Origin of the sequence: Pseudomonas sp. NPDC087614, from assembly GCF_044743485.1 — a bacterium.
GTDB lineage: Bacteria > Pseudomonadota > Gammaproteobacteria > Pseudomonadales > Pseudomonadaceae > Aquipseudomonas > Aquipseudomonas baetica_A.
On sequence record NZ_JBIUWN010000010.1, the window covers coordinates 37454 to 56643 of the forward strand.

Sequence of the window (19190 nt, forward strand, 5' to 3'; positions counted from 1 at the left end):
AGGGGTTCTCGGTTGAGGGCTGGAACCATGGCTGACTCGATTTCGTTGAAGAAACTGGTCACCCGCCTGCTCGGCGTGGTGGTGGCGATGTTTGTTTTCGGTTTCGCCCTGGTGCCGATCTACGACGTGATGTGCAAAGCCTTGGGTATCAATGGCAAGACCGCCGGGCAGTATGAGGGCGAGCAGGTCGTCGACACTTCGCGGCAGGTGCGCGTGCAGTTTTTGTCGACCAACAACGTCGACATGCCGTGGGACTTCTACCCCAAGCACGACGAGCTGACGGCCAACCCCGGGGCGGTCAACGAGATGATCTTTATCGCCCGCAACCCCACCGACAAACCAATGAGTGCGCAAGCCGTGCCAAGCATCGCACCGAGCAACGCGGCGGCGTATTTCCACAAGACCGAGTGCTTTTGTTTTACCCAGCAGGTGCTGCAGCCCGGTGAACAGATCGAGATGCCGGTGCGTTTCATTGTTGACCGCGACATGCCCAAGGATGTGAAGCACCTGACGCTGTCCTACACGCTGTTCGATATCACCGCCCGACATCCACCGGTGGCTGTACACACTGGCGGTTAAGCGTGCCCGATAAGGAGAACAATAAATGGCAACTCATGAGCACTATTACGTCCCGGCCCAGAGCAAATGGCCGATCATCGCCACGTTCGGCATGGCCATCACCATGTATGGCCTGGCCACCTGGTTCAACGATTTGAAGGCCGCACGCCCGGAATCCCACGGGCCGTACATCTTTTTCGTCGGCGGACTGTTACTGGCGTACATGCTGTTCGGCTGGTTCGGGGTGGTGATCAAGGAAAGCCGTGCGGGGCTCTACAGCTCGCAACTCGATCGCTCGTTCCGCTGGGGCATGAGTTGGTTCATTTTCTCCGAGGTGATGTTCTTCGCCGCCTTCTTTGGTGCGCTGTTTTACGTGCGTCACATCTCCGGCCCGGCGCTCGGCGGTGAAGGCCCCAAAGGCATTGCCCATATGCTGTGGCCGAACTTCCAGTTCACCTGGCCGCTGCTGCACACCCCGGATCCGAAACTGTTCCCGCCACCCAAGGAAGTCATCAGCCCGTGGGGCCTGCCGCTGATCAACACGATTCTGCTGGTCAGCTCCAGCGTGACCATCACCATCGCCCACCACGCCTTGAAGAAGGGCCATCGCGGCGCGCTGAAAATCTGGCTGGCGATCACCGTGCTGCTGGGCTGCGCGTTCCTCGGCTTCCAGGCTGAGGAATACATGCACGCCTACCACGAACTGGGCCTGACACTGGGTTCGGGCATTTATGGCGCGACGTTCTTCATGCTCACCGGTTTTCACGGCGCCCACGTGACCATCGGCACGATCATTCTGTTTGTGATGCTGATGCGGATCATGAAGGGCCACTTCGACAACGAGCACCAGTTCGGCTTCGAAGCGGCGAGCTGGTATTGGCACTTCGTCGACGTGGTGTGGATCGGCTTGTTCGTTTTCGTTTACGTGCTCTGAGAATCAGCACTACCAAGGCGCATGCGACACCAGTTGGCCGCTGTAAAAGCCCCAGGCGATCAAGCCGACAGTGGCAGCGGCCAACGCCACCCGAACACTCAAGGCGATGACCAGGCGATTGGAACTGCTGTCGTCCTTGACCAGGAAAAACAGGCCGCTGAACAGGCTGATCACCGTGGCAATCAGCATCAGGACGATGGCTGTTTTGAGCATGGGAAGACTCCGGGGGACAGGCGATGTGTTTGAGTATAGCGATCACGACGACTGACTTTGTGGCGCGGCCATGATGCGCTTCCGTCCGGGCGTCATACCGACGGTGGTGGTGGCGTTGTTGCTGCCGTTGCTGGTGTCGCTGGGCTTCTGGCAACTGGGCCGTGGCGCAGAGAAAACCGCCCTGCTCGCCAGTTATGCCGAACGTCGTGCCGCTGATCCTATGGCCAGCGGCGAGTTGCTGCACAGCGCCGACCCGGCCTATCGCCGCGTACACCTTTATGGCCAGTTCGATACCGCCCACAGCCTGCTGCTCGACAACCGCCAGCGCAACGGCAAGGTCGGCGTCGAGTTGCTGCAACCGTTTCAGGATCAGCGCACGGGATTGTGGCTGCTGGTCAATCGCGGCTGGCTGCCGTGGCCGGATCGGCGCGTACCGCCGCAATTCACCACGCCTACCCAGGCGCTGAACATCGACGCCTGGGTCTACGTCGCCCCCGGCGCAACCTTCCAGCTGCACGCCGACCCGGTCAGCAATACCTGGCCGCAAACCATCACCGCCGTCGAGCCGGCCAGGCTGTGGAAAACCCTCGAGCGCGACGGCTTCGCTTATGAATTACGCGCCGAGCCCGGCCCGGCCAGCTATCAGGCCGATTGGCCGGTGGTTGCCATGGGCCCGGAAAAACACCTCGGTTACGCCGTGCAGTGGTTCGCCATGGCCACCGCCCTGCTCGGTCTCTACGTCTACCTCGGCTGGCACAACGCAAAGGAGAAACACCATGGGAACGGCCATGAATCCACCCAGCATGTCTGAAACCAAACCTGCCGCCAGCCGTCGTCGCGGACGCCTTCAACTGCTGCTGATTGTGCTCGGCGTGGTCGGCCCGATGATCCTCGCCACCGGCATGTACAAATTGCAGTTCTGGGTGCCGGAAGGTCGCAGCTATCACGGCGAACTGATCGGCAACGGCCAGACCCGCGCCGACCTTGGCGTGCAGGCCGATGAAGAGCGCTGGCTGATGCTGGTGACCGCGCCGAAAGATTGCGCGGTGGATTGCCAGCAACTGGTGTACCTGGCGCGACAAATCCAGATCGGCCTGGGCCGCGATGCCGGCCGTGCCAGCCACGCCCTCGCCGCCGCGCAACCGCTGAGCACCGACTATCAAGCCAAACTCAGCCGCGAATACCCGCAATTGCAGCGCTATCGGCTGGACGCCGCCGTGTTCAGCAAAACGACGGGCGACAAGGTCACGCCGCAACTGTGGATCATCGACCCCCACGGCAACCTTGTGCTGCGTTACGACCCGAAGGTGAAGGGCAAGGACCTGCTCAACGACCTGCGCCACCTGCTGAAACTGTCGAACATCGGATAAGGGCATCGTCATGGCCAAACCTGGATTTCGCCTCGCGCTGTTTGCCACCCTGCTGGCACTGATTGTCGTGCTGCTTGGCGCCTACACCCGCCTGACCCACGCCGGCCTCGGCTGTCCGGACTGGCCGGGCTGCTACGGGTTTATCAGCGTGCCGAAAAGCGAAGCCCAACTGGCCCATGCCGAACTGCATTACCCCGACTCGCCAGTGGAGGCGCACAAGGGCTGGAACGAGATGATCCACCGCTACTTCGCCGGCACCCTTGGCCTGCTCATTTCGATTCTGGCCGGGCGTGCGTGGGTCAACCGTCGTCATCCGGGACAACCGTTGAAGCTGCCACTGTTTCTCCTGGCGGTGGTGTTCGCGCAAGCGGCGTTCGGCATGTGGACGGTGACGCTCAAGCTCTGGCCGCAAGTGGTCACCGGGCATTTGCTCGGCGGCTTTGCGACGTTGAGCCTGTTGTTTTTGCTGACCCTGAGATTGTCCGGCGTGCTGCCGGCGTTGACCGTGCCCAAACGTCTGCAATATTGGGCAACTGCCGGATTGTTGCTGGTGATCGGCCAGATCGCGCTCGGTGGCTGGGTCAGCTCCAACTATGCGGCAGTCGCCTGCATCGACTTCCCGACCTGCCACGGCCAATGGCTGCCGCCCGCCGACTTCGCCAACGGTTTTCACCTGACTCAACACATCGGCCCCAATTACCTGGGCGGACAACTCGACAGCGATGCGCGCACGGCGATTCACCTGACTCATCGCATCGGCGCGCTGCTGGTGACGCTGGTGCTGCTCGGCCTGGCCTGGCAACTGAAAGTGGTCGGCATGACGCGGCTGGCCGGGCTGGTGCTGATCGCCCTCGGCGCACAAATCACGCTTGGCATCAGCAACGTGATGTTCCATCTGCCACTGCCGGTGGCCGTGGCGCACAACGCCGGCGGCGCAGCGCTGTTGCTGACTTTGGTGCTGGTCAATTATCACGCGCGCACCAGTCTGGTCCGGGTCAAGCAGCCGGTGCTTGCGCGCTGGCGCCTGAGCCCACGTAAACACTGCGCTGCGCCCATCACCCTAAAAGGAGAAACGCCATGGCGATTCTGATTGGCGAACGTCCCACTCAGGCGATCTGGCGTGATTATCTGGAACTGACCAAACCAAAAGTCGTGGTGTTGATGTTGATCACCTCGCTGGTCGGGATGTTCCTCGCGACCCGCGCCGGGGTGCCGTGGACGGTGCTGGTGTTTGGCAATCTGGGTATTGCGCTGTGTGCCGGTGGCGCGGCGGCGGTCAATCATGTGGTGGATCGGCGTATCGATGCAGTGATGGCGCGCACGCACAAACGGCCATTGGCTGAAGGTCGCGTCTCGCCAGTAGCGGCGTTGACCTTTGCACTGGTGCTGGCCTTACTTGGTCAGGCGATGCTGCTGACCTTTACCAATGCGCTGACGGCGTGGCTGACGCTGGCCTCGTTGCTCGGTTACGCGGTGATCTACACCGGTTTTCTCAAACGCGCGACGCCGCAGAACATCGTCATCGGCGGCCTCGCCGGCGCCGCGCCACCGCTGCTCGGCTGGACCGCTGCCACCGGCCATGTCAGCGCCGAACCGTTACTGCTGGTGCTGATCATCTTCGCCTGGACCCCGCCGCACTTCTGGGCACTGGCGATCCACCGCAAGGAGGAATACGCCAAGGCCGATATACCGATGCTGCCGGTCACCCACGGCGAGCACTACACCAAGGTGCACATTCTGCTGTACACCTTCGCCCTGCTCGCGGTGAGCCTGCTGCCGTATGTGATCCACATGAGCGGCGTGTTGTACCTGATCTGCGCCCTCGGCCTGGGTGCAAGGTTTCTGCAATGGGCCGTGGTGCTGTACCGTGGCACTCGGCCGCACGCGGCGATCAACACCTTCAAGTACTCTATTTATTACTTGTTCCTGTTGTTCATCGCCCTGCTCGTAGACCACTACTTACTGTTGAACCTATGACTCGAACCCAGAAAACCGTCTTCATCCTCGTCGCCGTGATCGCGCTGATCCTGGGACTTACCGTTAACAAAGTGCTGAGCGGCAAGGGCCAGGGCGACCCCACCGCGCTGATCGACGCCGGCATCATCCTGCTGCCGCAGAGCCGCACCCTGCCGGACGTGACGATGACCGATCAGGACGGCAAACCGGTCGCGATCAATGAGCTCAAAGGCAAGTGGAGCCTGTTGTTCTTCGGCTACACCTTCTGCCCGGACATCTGCCCGACCACCCTCGCCCAACTGCGCCAGATCAAGAGCGAGTTGCCCAAAGAGGCTGTGGATAAGTTGCAGATCGTGCTGGTCAGCGTCGACCCGAATCGCGATAACCCGAAGCAGTTGAAGCAGTACCTGGGCTACTTCGATCCACAGTTCATCGGCCTGACGCCGAACTCGATCGAGGAGCTGCAGAAAGTCGCCAACGCGGTGAGCATTCCGTTTATCCCGGCCGATACCAGCAAGCCCAATTACACGGTTGATCACAGCGGCAACCTGGCGGTGATCGGGCCGGACGGGACACAGCGCGGGTTTATTCGGGCACCGTTGAACAACGCCAAGCTTGTCGCGCAGTTGCCAGTGATGCTTAACCGCAAGTAAAGACACCACGGTTCCCTGGTGGGAGCGGGCGTGCTCGCGAAGGCGTCAGTCCAGCCAACCTCTCGACTGACTGACACACCGCTTTCGCGACCAAGCCCGCTTCCACAGGGGCCATATTCCAGGCAAAAAAAGGGGCGCATCGAATGCGCCCCTTTTTTCATTGCCGCGTTCTGAATCAGAACGCCGGCAATACCGCGCCTTTGTACTTCTCGGTGATGAATTGCTTCACTTCTGGGCTGTGCAACGCCGCAGCCAGTTTCTTCATCGCGTCGCTGTCCTTGTTGTCCTCGCGGGACACCAGGATGTTCACGTAAGGCGAGTCATTGCCTTCGATCACCAGCGCGTCCTTGGATGGATCAAGCTTGGCTTCCAGCGCGTAGTTGGTGTTGATCAGCGCCAGGTCGACCTGAGTCAGCACGCGCGGAATGGTCGCGGCTTCCAGTTCACGGATCTTCAGGTCTTTCGGGTTTTCGACGATGTCTTTGACGGTCGACAGGATGTTGTTCGAATCCTTCAACTTGATCACGCCAGCCTTGGCCAGCAGCAACAGCGCACGGCCGCCGTTGGTGGCGTCGTTCGGGATCACCACATTGGCGCCGCTTGGCAGGTCTTTGAGATCCTTGATCTTGCTGGAGTAAGCGCCCAGCGGCTCCAGGTGCACGCCGGTCACAGCCACCAGGTGGGTGCCCTTGGCCTTGTTGAACTCATCGAGGTACGGCTGGTGCTGGAAGAAGTTGGCGTCCAGACGCTTTTCCGCGACCTGCACGTTCGGCTGAACATAGTCGGTGAAGACTTTGACCTTCAGGTCCACGCCTTCTTTGGCCAGCGCCGACTTCACGAACTCGAGGATTTCAGCGTGCGGCACCGGAGTGGCGGCTACGGTCAGGGTTTCTTCTGCCTGGGCCGAAAAAGCCGCCACGGCGGCGAGGGCAACGATCAGTTTTTTCATTCAGCTAACTCCATTTGAGGCACCCGCTTGCGGCGCCTGCCAGCGAATGGCCGGCTCATTTATTAATGACGAAACCGGTTACTTGCGCGAGAAATGCACGACCAGTCTGTCACCTACCATTTGCAACACTTGCACCAGGATCAACAGCAAGACCACGGTGACGATCATCACGTCAGTCTGGAAACGCTGATAGCCGAAGCGGATCGCCAGGTCACCCAGACCACCCGCGCCCACGACACCGGCCATGGCCGTGTAGGACACCAGAGTAATCGCCGTCACCGTAATCGCCGCGAAGATCCCCGGACGAGCCTCAGGCAGCAAAGCGTTGACGATGATCTGCCGGGTCGTCGCGCCCATCGACTGGGTCGCTTCGATGATGCCGCGATCGACTTCACGCAGGGCGGTTTCCACCAGACGCGCGAAGAACGGCGTGGCACCCACCACCAACGGCGGAATCGCACCGGCCACGCCCAGCGACGTGCCGGTGATCAGCACCGTGAACGGGATCATCACGATCAACAGGATAATGAACGGCAGCGAACGCAGAATGTTCACCGCCAGCGACAACATGGCGTAGACGCCTTTGGCTTCGAGTAACTGACGCGGGCTGCACAAGAACAGCAACACGCCCAGCGGCAAACCGAGCAGCACGGTGAACAGCAGCGAACCGCCGAGCATCAGCAGGGTGTCGCCCGTCGCCAGCCAGATTTCAAACCAGTCGATGTTTTCGAAGAAAGTCTTGAGCAGTTCCATTAACGCAGCACCTCCATGTGAACGTCAGCGGCGGTGAAGCGGGCGAACGCCGCTTCCATGTCGCCACCGGTGACGGCGAGGGTCAATTGCCCGTACGGAATGTCTTTGATGCGGTCGATGCGACCGGCGAGGATGCTGTAGTCGACCCCGGTTTCCCGGGCGACGGTACCGAGCAACGGCGCGTAGGTCGCTTCGCCCTGGAAAGTCAGACGAACGATGCGACCCGGCACATGCGCGAAGTCATCGCGCTGTTCGTTGTCGTCGATCTGCTCGCTTTCCTGCACGAAACGCTTGGTGGTCGGGTGCTGCGGATGCAGGAACACATCGGCCACCGAACCTTGCTCGACGATCACGCCGGCATCCATCACGCCAACCTGATCGCACACGCGACGGATCACATCCATCTCGTGGGTGATCAGGACGATGGTCAGTTTCAGCTCGCGATTGATCTCGGCCAGCAGTTGCAGGACCGACGCGGTGGTCTGCGGGTCAAGGGCGCTGGTGGCTTCGTCGCAGAGCAGAATCTTGGGTTTGGTCGCCAGGGCGCGGGCAATGCCGACGCGCTGCTTCTGGCCGCCGGACAATTGCGCCGGGTACTTCCTGGCGTGATCGGACAGACCGACCCGCGCCAGCAACTCGGCCACGCGCTTGTCGATTTCACTGCTCGACAATTCGCCCGCCAGGGTCAGCGGCAGCGCAACGTTGTCGGCCACCGTTTTGGACGCGAGCAAGTTGAAGTGCTGGAAGATCATCCCGACTTGCTGACGGAAACGACGCAGGCCGTTGGCGTCCAGCGCGGTGACTTCTTCGCCGTCGACGAAGATCTTGCCGCCGCTGGAATCTTCCAGGCGATTGATCAGACGCAGCAGGGTACTTTTGCCCGCACCGGAATGACCGATCAGGCCGAAGACCTGACCATTCTCGATCGAGAGGCTGGTCGGGTGCAGGGCGGGAATGTCCTTACCGGCGACGCGGTAAGTCTTGTGGACGTTTTGAAACTCGATCACGTAGCGAACCTTGTGGGGCGCGTTAGAAAAGGATCAGCGTTTAGCCGGGCGCGCATTTTAGCCTGTCCGTATAGAGGTTCTTAGCATTTATTTCGCAATTAACCTTCGATTTGGCAATAACAAGATCAAAGGTCATAAAAAAGGAACGCTCAAAATCCTCGTCAGTCACTAGGTAAGCGACTTGAAAACCCTGGGTGCCGTGCCCGGGAACCACTCAAGAACCCCCGGCAAGCCTCGGGGTCAAACGAGGAGTTTACGTCTGATGAGCAGTAAGAAGCCCACCGCTGACAAAAGCCAACTGGCCGGAACCGATACCAAGGATCGCGCCAACACCAACGCCAAACTCGACAGCCTGGAGAAGTTTCGCTCCGACGCCACCGGCCAGGCCCTGCGCACCAATCAGGGCGTAAAAATTGCCGACAACCAGAACACCCTGACGGCCGGCGCCCGCGGGCCGTCGCTGCTCGAAGATTTCATCATGCGTGAAAAGATCACGCACTTTGACCACGAGCGGATTCCAGAACGCATCGTCCACGCCCGCGGCACCGGGGCCCACGGCTTCTTTCAGGCCTACGAGAATCACGCCACGCTGACCAAGGCTGGCTTCCTACAGGATCCGGGGAAGAAAACTCCGGTGTTCGTGCGCTTTTCCACGGTGCAGGGGCCACGCGGCTCTGGCGATACCGTACGTGACGTACGCGGTTTCGCGGTGAAGTTCTACACAGATGAGGGCAACTTCGATCTGGTCGGCAACAACATGCCGGTGTTTTTCATTCAGGATGCGATCAAGTTTCCCGACTTCGTCCATGCGGTGAAACCCGAGCCCCACAACGAAATCCCTACCGGCGGTTCGGCCCATGACACTTTCTGGGATTTCGTCTCGCTGGTCCCGGAATCGGCGCACATGGTCATTTGGGCGATGTCCGACCGGGCGATCCCCAAAAGCCTGCGCAGCATGCAGGGCTTTGGCATCCACACCTTCCGTTTGATCAACGCCGAAGGCAAATCGCGCTTCGTCAAATTCCACTGGCGCCCTACCGCCGGCACTTGCTCGCTGGTGTGGGATGAGGCGCAGAAACTCGCCGGCAAGGACACGGACTATCACCGTCGCGACCTTTGGGAATCGATCGAGATGGGCGACTACCCGGAATGGGAACTGGGCGTGCAGGTCATCGAGGAGGAAAACGAGCACGACTTCGATTTCGACATCCTCGACCCGACCAAGTTGATCCCCGAAGAAATCGTGCCGATCACGCCGCTGGGCAAAATGACCCTCAACCGCAATCCGGACAATTACTTTGCCGAGACTGAACAGGTTGCGTTCTGTCCGGGCCACATCGTCCCGGGAATCGACTTTTCCAATGATCCATTGCTACAAGGTCGGCTGTTTTCCTACACCGATACGCAAATCAGCCGACTCGGCGGGCCGAACTTTCATGAACTGCCGATCAATCGCCCGGTGGCGCCGTTCCACAACGGTCAGCGCGATGCTCAGCACCGCACGGTGATCGACAAGGGCCGTGCGTCCTACGAGCCGAACTCAATTGATGGCGGCTGGCCGAAAGAAACTCCGCCGGGCGCGCAGGACGGTGGTTTCGAGAGCTATCCGGAACGCATTGACGCCAACAAGATCCGCCAGCGCAGCGAGTCGTTCAGCGATCACTTCTCTCAAGCACGGTTGTTCTTTCACAGCATGAGCAAGCATGAGCAGGAACACATCATTTCTGCTTACAGCTTTGAGTTGGGCAAGGTCGAGCGCGAATTCATCCGTGCGCGTCAGGTGAACGAAATTCTGGCCAACATCGATCTGGAACTGGCCAAGCGAGTGGCCGAGAACCTCGGTTTGCCGGCGCCAGCCAAAGGCACGATTGAGGTGCGCAAAACGTCACCGGATCGATCCCCGGCACTGAGTCAGGCAAATCTGTTGCCGGAGAACATCAAGACGCGAAAAGTAGCGATTCTTGCGGCCAACGGCGTCGATGGTGCGGCGATTGACGCCATGAAGAAAGCGCTTGAAGCACAAGGTGCGCACGCCAAACTGCTCGGGCCGACGTCGGCACCCGTCAAAACCGCTGATGGCAAAAGCCTGCCGGTGGATGCCTCGATGGAAGGTATGCCTTCGGTGATCTTTGATGCGGTGTTCGTGCCGGGTGGCGCGGCATCGATCAAGGCGTTGAGCGGCGACGGCGTGGCGTTGCACTACCTGCTGGAGGCGTACAAGCATTTGAAGGCGATTGCGTTGCAGGGTGACGCCAAGCAGTTGCTGAATGTGCTGAAGCTGGAGGCGGATGCCGGGCTGCTTGAGGGCAAGGATGTTGGTGCGCTGACCAAACCGTTCTTTGCCGCGATCGGGCAGCATCGGGTTTGGGCACGCGAGCCTAAGGCGAAAGCCATTGCGGCCTAAAAGTCATTCACTGACTGAAGGGACGCCTTCGCGAGCAAGCCCGCTCCCACTCTGGATCTGCGTCGAACACAAAATTTGTGGGCACAGAGGATCAAGGGTGGGAGCGGGCTTGCTTGCGAAGCTTTTAGGGCTTTTTCGGACTTAGAACCATCTGCGCCGGCACCGTGCGCAAAATCTGTTTCTCGATTTTCAGATCGAAATCCGGATTCAATTTCTTCACCCGCTTGGTCAGCAACGTCGCCAACCAAGGGTAATCATTGGTGCGGGGCGCCTGAATGCTCACTGCGCATTCGTAATTCACCACATCGGCGGCGATCGCATCGAGTTGCCGACGAAGTTTGCGGCTATCGGTGATGTTCAGCGCAACCGTAGTGCTCTCGGCGGTCGGATCAATCACCTTGGCTTTCGGCTTGGCTTCGGCTGCCAACAACGCTGCTTCGGCCTTTTCCAGTTCGGCCTTGCGCGCTTGGGTGATGGCACCGTTGACGCCACCGGTCAGCGCTGGCGCTTTCGGCATCAACGCACGCGCACGGCTCAACGCGGTAGCGGCAGCATTCACGTCACCCTTCTGCAGCACGATCTGGCTACGACGCAGATACGCCTCGGCCAATTGCCGCTGATAGTGCTCAAGGGATTGATCGTTGGGGGTTTCGGCCTGCATGGCGGCCAACTGGTCTTCGGCAGTGGCCAATTCGCTACTGGCCAGGCTTTGCTCCAGCTGTGCGATGGCCGTAGCTCGCGCATCGGCGACTTCAGCCACCGGTGGCGTGCTTTGGCAGGCGCCCAGCAGCAGTGAAAATGCGACAAGGAGCAGATAACGGGAGGCGAACGGCTTCATTCCTGCGACTCTCTATTTGCGCAAAAAGCGAGCAAGTCTACACCCCTCGACGGGGCAGAACAAAACTCAGCAGAAACAGTGCGGCCGCCGTCACAACGATTGACGGGCCGGCCGGGGTGTCCTTGAACCACGACAGCGCCAGGCCGCCACACACAGCGAGCATGCCCAGCAGGCTTGCGCCCACGGCCATTTGCTCCGGTGAACGGGCATGACGCTGTGCCGCAGCCGCCGGGATGATCAACAGCGAAGTAATCAGCAACACCCCGACGATTTTCATCGCCACCGCGATCACCACCGCAATCAACAGCATCAGCGCCATGCGCAGACCGGCCACCGGCAGGCCTTCGACCTTGGCCAACTCTTCATGCACGGTGATCGCCAGCAATGGGCGCCACAGTGTCACCAGCAACACCAGTACCGCCGCGCTGCCGCCGAGGATCCACGCCAGATCGGTCGGGCTGATCGCCAGCAGGTCGCCGAACAGATAGGCCATCAGGTCGATCCGCACTTCATGCATGAAGCTTAGTACCACCAGCCCGAGAGAGAGCGTGCTCGGTGCGAGAATTCCCAAAAGCGTGTCGGACGCCAGTGGCTGGCGCTGTTGCAACGTCACCAGCAGCACCGCCAGCAGCAGGCAACCGACCGTTACGGCAACCGTCGGGCTGACATCCAACACAAAGCCCAAGGCCACCCCCAACAGGGCCGCATGCGACAACGTATCGCCGAAATAGGCCATGCGCCGCCAGACCACGAAAGACCCCAACGGCCCGGCAACCAGCGCCAGCGCCAGACCTGCAAGCAGGGCATACAACAGAAAATCAGCCATGCTTGCAGTTGTCTCCATGAACGTGGGGTTGGCCCGAAACCGGGCCCTTGACCACTGAACCGTGCAGGTCGTGGGCGTGGTCATGATGGTGGTGATAGATCGCCAGGCTCTGCGCGTTCTTGCCGAACAGCTCGACGAACGCCGGATCGCCGCTGACTTGCTCGGGGTGCCCGGAGCAGCAGACGTGACGGTTGAGGCAGACCACCTGATCGGTGGTACTCATCACCAGATGCAAATCGTGAGAAACCATCAGTACACCGCAGCCATGGCGGTCGCGCAGCCGGGTGATCAGGCTGTACAACTCGGCCTGACCGGCAACGTCGACGCCTTGCACCGGTTCGTCGAGCACTAACAGCTCCGGTTCGCGTAACAGCGCCCGGGCCAGCAGCACGCGCTGCATTTCACCGCCGGAAACGCTTTGTACCGGGCTGTCGATGACGTGTTCGGCGCCCACTTCCTTCAACGCCGCCAGTGCACGCGGGCGATCGACGCCCGGCACCAGGCGCAGAAAACGCAGCACCGAGAGCGGCAGGGTCGGGTCGACATGAAGTTTTTGCGGCATATAGCCGACGCGCAGCTTCGGCTTGCGCCAGACGCTGCCGCTGTCCGGCTTCAACAACCCGAGCACGGCGCGCACCAACGTGGTTTTGCCGGCGCCGTTGGGGCCGATCAGAGTGACGATCTGTCCCGGCTCGACGCTCAAATCGATGTTGTCCAGCACGGTCTGCCCGGCAAACGTGACGGCGACCTGCTCCAGACGGATCAGCGCGTTGCTCATCAAGCCCCCTGGCAACCGGAGCACAGGCCGACGACTTCGACGGTCTGGGCTTCGACGATGAAACCGACATCCCTGGCGCTGTTGATGATCGCGTCGCTGATGGATTTTTGTTCAAGTTCGATTGCGGCGTGGCAGTCGCGGCAGATCAGGAACTGGCCCTGATGCGCGTGCTCCGGCTGCACGCAGCCGACGAAGGCATTGAGCGAGGAAATGCGATGCACCAGGCCGTTTTCCAGAAGGAAATCCAGTGCGCGATAGACGGTCGGCGGCGCGGCGCGGCGGCCGTCCTGCTCGCTGAGTACCGCGAGGATGTCATAAGCGCCCAGCGGCTTGTGGCTCTGCCACACCAGCTCCAGCACCCGGCGGCGCAACGCGGTCAGGCGCAGGCCTTTCTGGGCGCACAAGGCATCGGCCTCGGACAAAGCACTGTGCACGCAATGAGAGTGGTCGTGGGGACGGCTGGCAATCGGTGTAATAGGCATGGGCGGCGACGAGTTTTGATAGAGACGTTATTATGTTACCCGTTCTCGCCTCCTTGAGTGGTCATCGTGTCCCGACTTTTTTCTGTTTTTGCGGCATTTGTCGCCAGTTTCCTGCTGATCGGTTCGGCTCAGGCCGAGGTCAAAGTCCTCACCAGCATCAAACCGTTGCAACTGATTGCAGCGGCGGTGCAGGACGGCGTGGCGACTCCCGAAGTGCTGCTGCCGCCGGGCGCCTCGCCACATAACTATGCCCTGCGCCCATCCGACGTACGGAAAGTGCAATCGGTGGACCTGCTCTACTGGATCGGCCCGGACATGGAAGGGTTCCTGCCGCGCGTGCTGAGCGGTCGAAAGCTGCCGAGCGTGGCGGTGCAGGATTTGCCGGGATTGAAATTGCGTCATTTCGCGCAAGACAGCCATTCCCACGCCGAAGACGCCGATGAGCATGATCACGATCACCGTCCGGGCACGCTGGACGCGCATTTGTGGCTATCGCCGGTGAACGCGCGCGTTATTGCCGACAAAATGGCAACGGATCTAAGTGCCGCCGACCCGGCCAATGCCGAGCGCTATCAGCACAACGCCAAGGCGTTCGATGAACGACTGGATGCCTTGGATCAGCGGCTCAAGAAGCGTCTGGCCAGCATTGAAGGCAAACCGTACTTCGTTTTTCACGAAGCATTTGATTACTTCGAAGACGCTTACGGCTTGAAGCACACCGGCGTGTTCAGCGTAGCGGCGGAAGTGCAGCCAGGTGCGCAACACGTGGCGGCAATGCGCAAACGCTTGCAGGAAATAGGCAAGACGTGTGTATTCAGCGAGCCGCCACTGCGCCCGCGTCTGGCGGAAACACTGGTGGCCGGTCTGCCGGTAAAACTGGCCGAACTCGATGCGCTGGGCGGGTACACCCCGGCGACTGCTCAGGGGTATGAGCAGGTGCTGGAAAAATTGGGCAATGATCTGGCCGGCTGCCTGGAGTCTCTCTAAACCCGGCCATCTGTGTCGGCCCATTCGCGTGCGAGCCCGCTCCCACCTTGGATGTGTGCATGACACAGAACCAAGGTGACGGGCTTGCTCGCGAAGCTTTTAAAGGGCAAACGGTAGAGGGGTGAGAACCTGCTGGCGTTGCGCCAAACGCTGCTCAAACTCCTTCGGATCGTGAATCAACACGTCCTGCCCGGCAAACTGTTCGGCCGCGATCAACCGCGACAGCCAGAACCGCACACACGCCACGCGCAGCATCGTCGGCCACAACTCAGCCTCCGCCGCCGTGAACGGCCGCAGCGCCGCATAGGCACCGAGGAAAGCCCGGGCACGCGGGCCGTCGATCAAGCCGTCATCGTCCGAACACCAGTCGTTCAAGGCAATCGCCACGTCATACAGCATCGGCCCCGAGCAGGCGTTGTAGAAGTCGATCAGACCGGTCAGGTGCGTGCCTTCGAACATCGCATTGTCGCGGAACAGGTCGGCGTGGATATTGGCCCGTGGCAGCGCGAGAATTTTTTCTTTCTGCGCAGTGATCTCATCCAGCGCTTTGTGCAGCAGCGCACGCGGCTCGTCGGCCAGGTGCGAGAGAAACTCGGTGCCCTCTTCCAGCATCCAGTCCAGGCCACGATCGGTCGTGCGCTTGATCATGCGCTCGCCCAGGGTCGCCAGGTGCAGATGCGCCTGCAACTCGCCGACCTGCGCGCAATGCTGAGCATTGGCGACCTTGATGTGCTTGCCGGCCAGGCGCGGTTGCAGCAGCGCCGGTTTGCCCTTGAGCTCCCGCAACGCCTGGCCTTCGGTGGTGCGCAGTGCGTAAGGCACCGGCAAATCGGCTTCGTGCAGCACGTCGAGCAGGTCGATGAAGAACGGCATCTCCTGCACCGGGCCGCGCTCGACCAAGGTCAGGACAAACTCGCCCTGCTCCAGGCTGATAAAGAAATTGGTGTTTTCGCTGCCGGCGGCGATCCCCTGGAAATCAAGCAGACGGCCAAGCCCGTAAGGGGCGAGAAAGGTTTCCAGCTCGGGCCGAGCCAGGGGAGTGAACACAGACATGGTTAAAAACTGCTCAGTTCAGGCGTCGCGGTCAGGCGACGCCGATTAAAAGTCGGGAAACTTACTTCCAGGTAAAGATTTCCCACGACGGAATCAGCATATCCGGCTGGTCGGAGCGAATGTAGTTCGCGTCCGTACCATCGGCGCGCACCAGGAAATACGGTTTGCCACCCTTCGGCGTGACCTTGATCGCATAGACGAAACCACTGCGACTGTATTCCTGGATAACCTTGTCGCCTTCCGTGTGCGTGTTAATGGTAACTTCCGGCTCCTTTGACGGCGCATCATCCGCCGCCATCGCGGCCAACGGTGAGGCAGCAATCAGACCGACCAGCAGCAAGCGATTTAACGTACGCATGATAACCTTGTCCCTTTGTCGTCAACGGTCCCGCTATTCTAGCGCCGGGCCCGCCGAAAAGGTTGATTCTGCTCATGAGCCAAGCCCCCCTCGACCTGGTGGACGGTTCGTCTTACCTGTACCGCGCCTTTCACGCACTGCCACCACTGACCACCTCCAAAGGCCTGCCGACCGGTGCGGTCAAAGGCGTGTTGAACATGCTCAAGAGTCTGCGCAAGCAGTACCCGGACAGCCCGTTCGCCGTGGTGTTCGACGCCAAGGGCGGGACCTTTCGCGATGAGATGTACGCCGAATACAAGGCCAATCGCCCCAGCATGCCCGACGACATGCGCGTGCAAATCGAGCCGCTGCACCAGAGCGTGATCGCTCTCGGCTTCCCGCTGCTGTGCGTGGAAGGCGTCGAGGCTGACGACGTGATCGGCACCCTGGCGCGCAGCAGCGCGGCGGCGGATCGCCCGGTGGTCATCTCCACCGGCGACAAGGACATGGCGCAACTGGTCGATGGCCACATTACCTTGGTCAATACGATGTCCGGTAGTTCGATGGACGTGGAGGGCGTGAAGGAGAAATTCGGCGTCGCTCCGGAGCAGATCATCGATTATCTGGCGCTGATGGGCGATTCGTCCGACAACATTCCGGGCGTTCCGGGTATCGGCCCCAAAACGGCTTCCGGCCTGCTGGTCGGCGTTAACGGCGGCCTCACCGAGTTGTATGCCAATCTCGACATCGTGCCGACCCTGCCGATTCGCGGCGCCAAAACCCTGCCGGCCAAGCTCGAAGAGCACAAGGAGATGGCGTTCCTCTCCTATCAACTGGCGACCATCAAGATCGACGTGCCGCTGGACGTCGAACTCGACGATTTGCAGATGCGCGCCGAAGATCCGGCCAAGCTCTACGAGCTTTACACGCTGCTGGAATTCAAGAGCTGGATCAACGATCTCGATCGAGACGCCAAACGACTGGAATTGAGCAGCGCTGCGGCGCCTGAGCCGGCGGGCGATCTGTTCAGCACGCCAGAGGCCGAGACCCCGGCCGCTCCGGCCCAAGCCGCCTATGAGACCATCCTCGATCAGGCGCGTTTCGACGTCTGGCTGGAAAAACTCAAGAGCGCCAAGCTGTTCGCCTTCGACACCGAAACCACCGGCATCGACGCGCAGCAGGCGCAACTGGTCGGTCTGTCGTTCGCCGTGCAGGCCAACGAAGCGGCGTACATCCCGTTGACCCACTCCTACATCGGCGTGCCTGAGCAACTGGATCGTGACACCGTGCTGCGCGCGCTCAAGCCCATTCTGGAAGACCCGAACAAGCTCAAGGTCGGCCAGCACGCCAAGTTCGACATGAATATCCTGGCCAACTGCGCCATCGGCGGTGATCAGAACGAAGGCATCACCGTGCGCGGCATCGCCTTCGACACGATGCTCGAGTCCTACGTGCTCAACTCCACCGCCACCCGTCACGACATGGACAGCCTGGCGCAGAAGTACCTGGACCACACCACCGTGAGTTTCCAGGACATCGCTGGCAAAGGCGCCAAACAGCTGACGTTCGACCAGATTGCGCTGGAGCAGGCCGGGCCGTATGCCGCCGAAGACGCCGACATCACCCTGCGTCTGCACCAGACGTTGTTCGAAAAACTCAGCGCGATCCCAAGCCTGGCCAGCGTGCTGACCGACATCGAAATCCCGCTGGTACCGGTGTTGGCGCGCATCGAGCGCCAAGGGGCGTTCGTCGATGCCGAACTGCTCGGCATCCAGAGTATTGAACTGGGTAACAAAATGGTCGCACTGGAGCGCGAAGCGTTCGAGATCGCGGGGGAAGAATTCAACCTTGGCTCGCCCAAGCAACTGGGCGTGATTCTCTACGAGAAGCTCGGCCTGCCGGTACTCAAGAAAACCGCCAAGGGCCAGCCATCCACCGCTGAAGAAGTGCTGGCGAAACTGGCCGAGGACGATCACCGCTTGCCGAAAGTGCTGATGGAACACCGTTCCATGAGCAAGCTGAAAAGCACTTACACCGATCGCCTGCCGGAGCAGATCAACCCGCGTACCGGGCGCATCCATACGTCGTACCATCAGGCGGTGGCCTCGACCGGTCGTTTGTCCTCCAGCGATCCGAACCTGCAGAACATTCCGGTACGCACCGCTGAAGGCCGGCGCATCCGTCAGGCGTTCGTGGCGCCAAAAGGCTACAAACTGCTGGCGGCGGACTATTCGCAGATCGAACTGCGGATCATGGCGCACCTGTCCAAGGACGAAGGTTTGATGAACGCCTTCCGCAACAATCTGGACGTGCATACCGCAACCGCTGCCGAAGTGTTCAAAGTGGAGCTCAACGAAGTCACTTCCGACCAGCGCCGCGGCGCCAAAGCGATCAACTTCGGTCTGATCTACGGCATGGGCGCACAGAAACTCGGCAAGGACATCGGCGTCGACACCAAGACCGCCAAGGCTTACATCGATACCTACTTCGCCCGTTATCCGGGTGTTCGCGAATACATGGATCGCACCCGCGCCCAAGCGGCGGATCAAGGTTATGTCGAGACCTTCTTTGGTCGGCGCCTGTACCTGCCGGAGATCAACTCCAACAAGCCACAGGAACGCGCCGCCGCCGAACGCACGGCGATCAACGCGCCGATGCAGGGCACCGCAGCGGACATCATCAAGAAAGCCATGGTGGCGGTGGATAACTGGTTGGCGACGTCCGGACTGGACGCCAAAGTCATCCTGCAGGTGCACGATGAACTGGTGCTGGAGGTTCGCGAGGATCTGGTCGAGCAGGTCAGCGCCGAGATTCGCGTGCACATGAGCGAAGCGGCGAAACTGGATGTGCCGTTGCTGGTGGAAGTCGGCGTGGGCAACAACTGGGATGAGGCTCACTGAGCCATTTGAAACCGGCTCTGCTGCGGCATGACGTCGCGGCAGAGCCCGGAAAATGCGCTTAGTCCGAAAAGCTCTTGGGGTTATTCCAAAGCTTTTTGAAAAAAATCTGAACTAATCTGGAAGAACACGACTCAGAGTTACTGAATGGCTGGTGAAGCCCTTCGATGCTCCTATGTTGTGTTAAGTGTTGGC

At 60.5% G+C, this 19190-nt stretch carries 20 protein-coding genes; 10 read left to right on the plus strand and 10 right to left on the minus strand.

Features of this window, described 5'->3' with window-relative positions; all coding sequences use genetic code 11:
- Positions 1-27 precede the first annotated feature (27 nt).
- Positions 28-579, plus strand: a complete 552-nt coding sequence (locus ACIOWA_RS06185) for a cytochrome c oxidase assembly protein (protein ID WP_339432385.1) — start codon at positions 28-30, stop codon at positions 577-579.
- 25 nt (positions 580-604) lie between these two features.
- A complete protein-coding gene (locus tag ACIOWA_RS06190; RefSeq protein WP_339432384.1) occupies positions 605-1492 on the plus strand; it encodes a cytochrome c oxidase subunit 3 in 888 nt (295 codons plus the stop codon).
- Between the two features lie 9 nt (positions 1493-1501).
- Here the strand turns inward: ACIOWA_RS06190 and ACIOWA_RS06195 are convergent, their stop codons facing one another.
- Positions 1502-1705 (minus strand): twin transmembrane helix small protein, encoded by a 204-nt coding sequence (locus tag ACIOWA_RS06195; protein ID WP_007911731.1) that lies wholly within the window; start codon positions 1703-1705, stop codon positions 1502-1504.
- 70 nt (positions 1706-1775) lie between these two features.
- On the opposite strand from ACIOWA_RS06195, the gene ACIOWA_RS06200 reads away from it, so the two are divergent.
- The 5 genes from ACIOWA_RS06200 to ACIOWA_RS06220 are packed head-to-tail and all read left to right on the plus strand — an operon-like array spanning position 1776 to position 5684.
- On the plus strand, positions 1776-2516 hold the full coding sequence (locus ACIOWA_RS06200) for an SURF1 family protein (protein ID WP_339538808.1): 741 nt from the start codon (positions 1776-1778) through the stop codon (positions 2514-2516).
- Positions 2482-3075: a hypothetical protein gene (locus ACIOWA_RS06205; RefSeq protein ID WP_401158797.1), complete on the plus strand. Its 594-nt coding sequence runs from the start codon at positions 2482-2484 to the stop codon at positions 3073-3075. Before ACIOWA_RS06200 ends, ACIOWA_RS06205 begins: the two co-directional genes overlap by 35 nt.
- A gap of 10 nt (positions 3076-3085) precedes the next feature.
- A complete protein-coding gene (locus tag ACIOWA_RS06210) occupies positions 3086-4165 on the plus strand; it encodes a COX15/CtaA family protein (RefSeq protein WP_339432381.1) in 1080 nt (359 codons plus the stop codon).
- Positions 4153-5052: a heme o synthase gene (gene cyoE / locus ACIOWA_RS06215; RefSeq protein WP_339432380.1), complete on the plus strand. Its 900-nt coding sequence runs from the start codon at positions 4153-4155 to the stop codon at positions 5050-5052. Before ACIOWA_RS06210 ends, cyoE begins: the two co-directional genes overlap by 13 nt.
- Positions 5049-5684 (plus strand): SCO family protein, encoded by a 636-nt coding sequence (locus tag ACIOWA_RS06220; RefSeq protein WP_339432379.1) that lies wholly within the window; start codon positions 5049-5051, stop codon positions 5682-5684. Before cyoE ends, ACIOWA_RS06220 begins: the two co-directional genes overlap by 4 nt.
- Before the next feature lie 175 nt (positions 5685-5859).
- Here ACIOWA_RS06220 and ACIOWA_RS06225 read toward each other — a convergent pair whose 3' ends face one another.
- From ACIOWA_RS06225 to ACIOWA_RS06235, 3 genes are all read right to left on the minus strand, one after another.
- On the minus strand, positions 5860-6633 hold the full coding sequence (locus ACIOWA_RS06225; protein ID WP_401158800.1) for a MetQ/NlpA family ABC transporter substrate-binding protein: 774 nt from the start codon (positions 6631-6633) through the stop codon (positions 5860-5862).
- A 78-nt stretch (positions 6634-6711) separates the two neighbouring features.
- Positions 6712-7386, minus strand: a complete 675-nt coding sequence (locus ACIOWA_RS06230) for a methionine ABC transporter permease (RefSeq protein ID WP_221732278.1) — start codon at positions 7384-7386, stop codon at positions 6712-6714.
- On the minus strand, positions 7386-8393 hold the full coding sequence (locus ACIOWA_RS06235; protein WP_339432377.1) for a methionine ABC transporter ATP-binding protein: 1008 nt from the start codon (positions 8391-8393) through the stop codon (positions 7386-7388). The genes ACIOWA_RS06230 and ACIOWA_RS06235 overlap by 1 nt, the downstream gene beginning before the upstream one ends.
- A 262-nt stretch (positions 8394-8655) precedes the next feature.
- Here ACIOWA_RS06235 and katE point away from each other — a divergent pair, with 262 nt between their 5' ends.
- Positions 8656-10797, plus strand: coding sequence for a catalase HPII (gene katE, locus ACIOWA_RS06240; protein WP_401158803.1), 2142 nt, complete (start codon positions 8656-8658; stop codon positions 10795-10797).
- Positions 10798-10921: 124 nt separating this feature from the next.
- Here katE and ACIOWA_RS06245 read toward each other — a convergent pair whose 3' ends face one another.
- From ACIOWA_RS06245 to ACIOWA_RS06260, 4 genes are read right to left on the minus strand one after another with little or no spacing between them, the layout of a single operon-like run.
- Positions 10922-11635: a PA5502 family lipoprotein gene (locus ACIOWA_RS06245; RefSeq protein ID WP_339432375.1), complete on the minus strand. Its 714-nt coding sequence runs from the start codon at positions 11633-11635 to the stop codon at positions 10922-10924.
- A 37-nt stretch (positions 11636-11672) separates the two neighbouring features.
- Complete coding sequence (znuB, locus tag ACIOWA_RS06250) at positions 11673-12461, minus strand: zinc ABC transporter permease subunit ZnuB (RefSeq protein ID WP_339432374.1); 789 nt, start codon at positions 12459-12461, stop codon at positions 11673-11675.
- Complete coding sequence (gene znuC, locus ACIOWA_RS06255) at positions 12454-13239, minus strand: zinc ABC transporter ATP-binding protein ZnuC (RefSeq protein ID WP_339432373.1); 786 nt, start codon at positions 13237-13239, stop codon at positions 12454-12456. The genes znuB and znuC overlap by 8 nt, the downstream gene beginning before the upstream one ends.
- Positions 13239-13721 carry a Fur family transcriptional regulator gene (locus tag ACIOWA_RS06260; RefSeq protein ID WP_339432372.1) on the minus strand — a complete coding sequence of 161 codons (483 nt, stop codon included), beginning with the start codon at positions 13719-13721 and terminating at the stop codon, positions 13239-13241. The genes znuC and ACIOWA_RS06260 overlap by 1 nt, the downstream gene beginning before the upstream one ends.
- 66 nt (positions 13722-13787) lie before the next feature.
- Here ACIOWA_RS06260 and znuA point away from each other — a divergent pair, with 66 nt between their 5' ends.
- Positions 13788-14708: a zinc ABC transporter substrate-binding protein ZnuA gene (gene znuA, locus ACIOWA_RS06265; protein WP_339432371.1), complete on the plus strand. Its 921-nt coding sequence runs from the start codon at positions 13788-13790 to the stop codon at positions 14706-14708.
- Positions 14709-14807: 99 nt separating this feature from the next.
- Here znuA and ACIOWA_RS06270 read toward each other — a convergent pair whose 3' ends face one another.
- Positions 14808-15761: a homoserine kinase gene (locus ACIOWA_RS06270; RefSeq protein ID WP_401158806.1), complete on the minus strand. Its 954-nt coding sequence runs from the start codon at positions 15759-15761 to the stop codon at positions 14808-14810.
- A gap of 61 nt (positions 15762-15822) precedes the next feature.
- On the minus strand, positions 15823-16119 hold the full coding sequence (locus ACIOWA_RS06275) for a DUF2782 domain-containing protein (protein ID WP_093429504.1): 297 nt from the start codon (positions 16117-16119) through the stop codon (positions 15823-15825).
- Positions 16120-16193: 74 nt separating this feature from the next.
- Here ACIOWA_RS06275 and polA point away from each other — a divergent pair, with 74 nt between their 5' ends.
- Entirely contained in the window at positions 16194-18998 is a 2805-nt protein-coding gene (polA, locus tag ACIOWA_RS06280) for a DNA polymerase I (protein ID WP_401158809.1), read from the plus strand.
- Positions 18999-19190 lie beyond the last annotated feature (192 nt).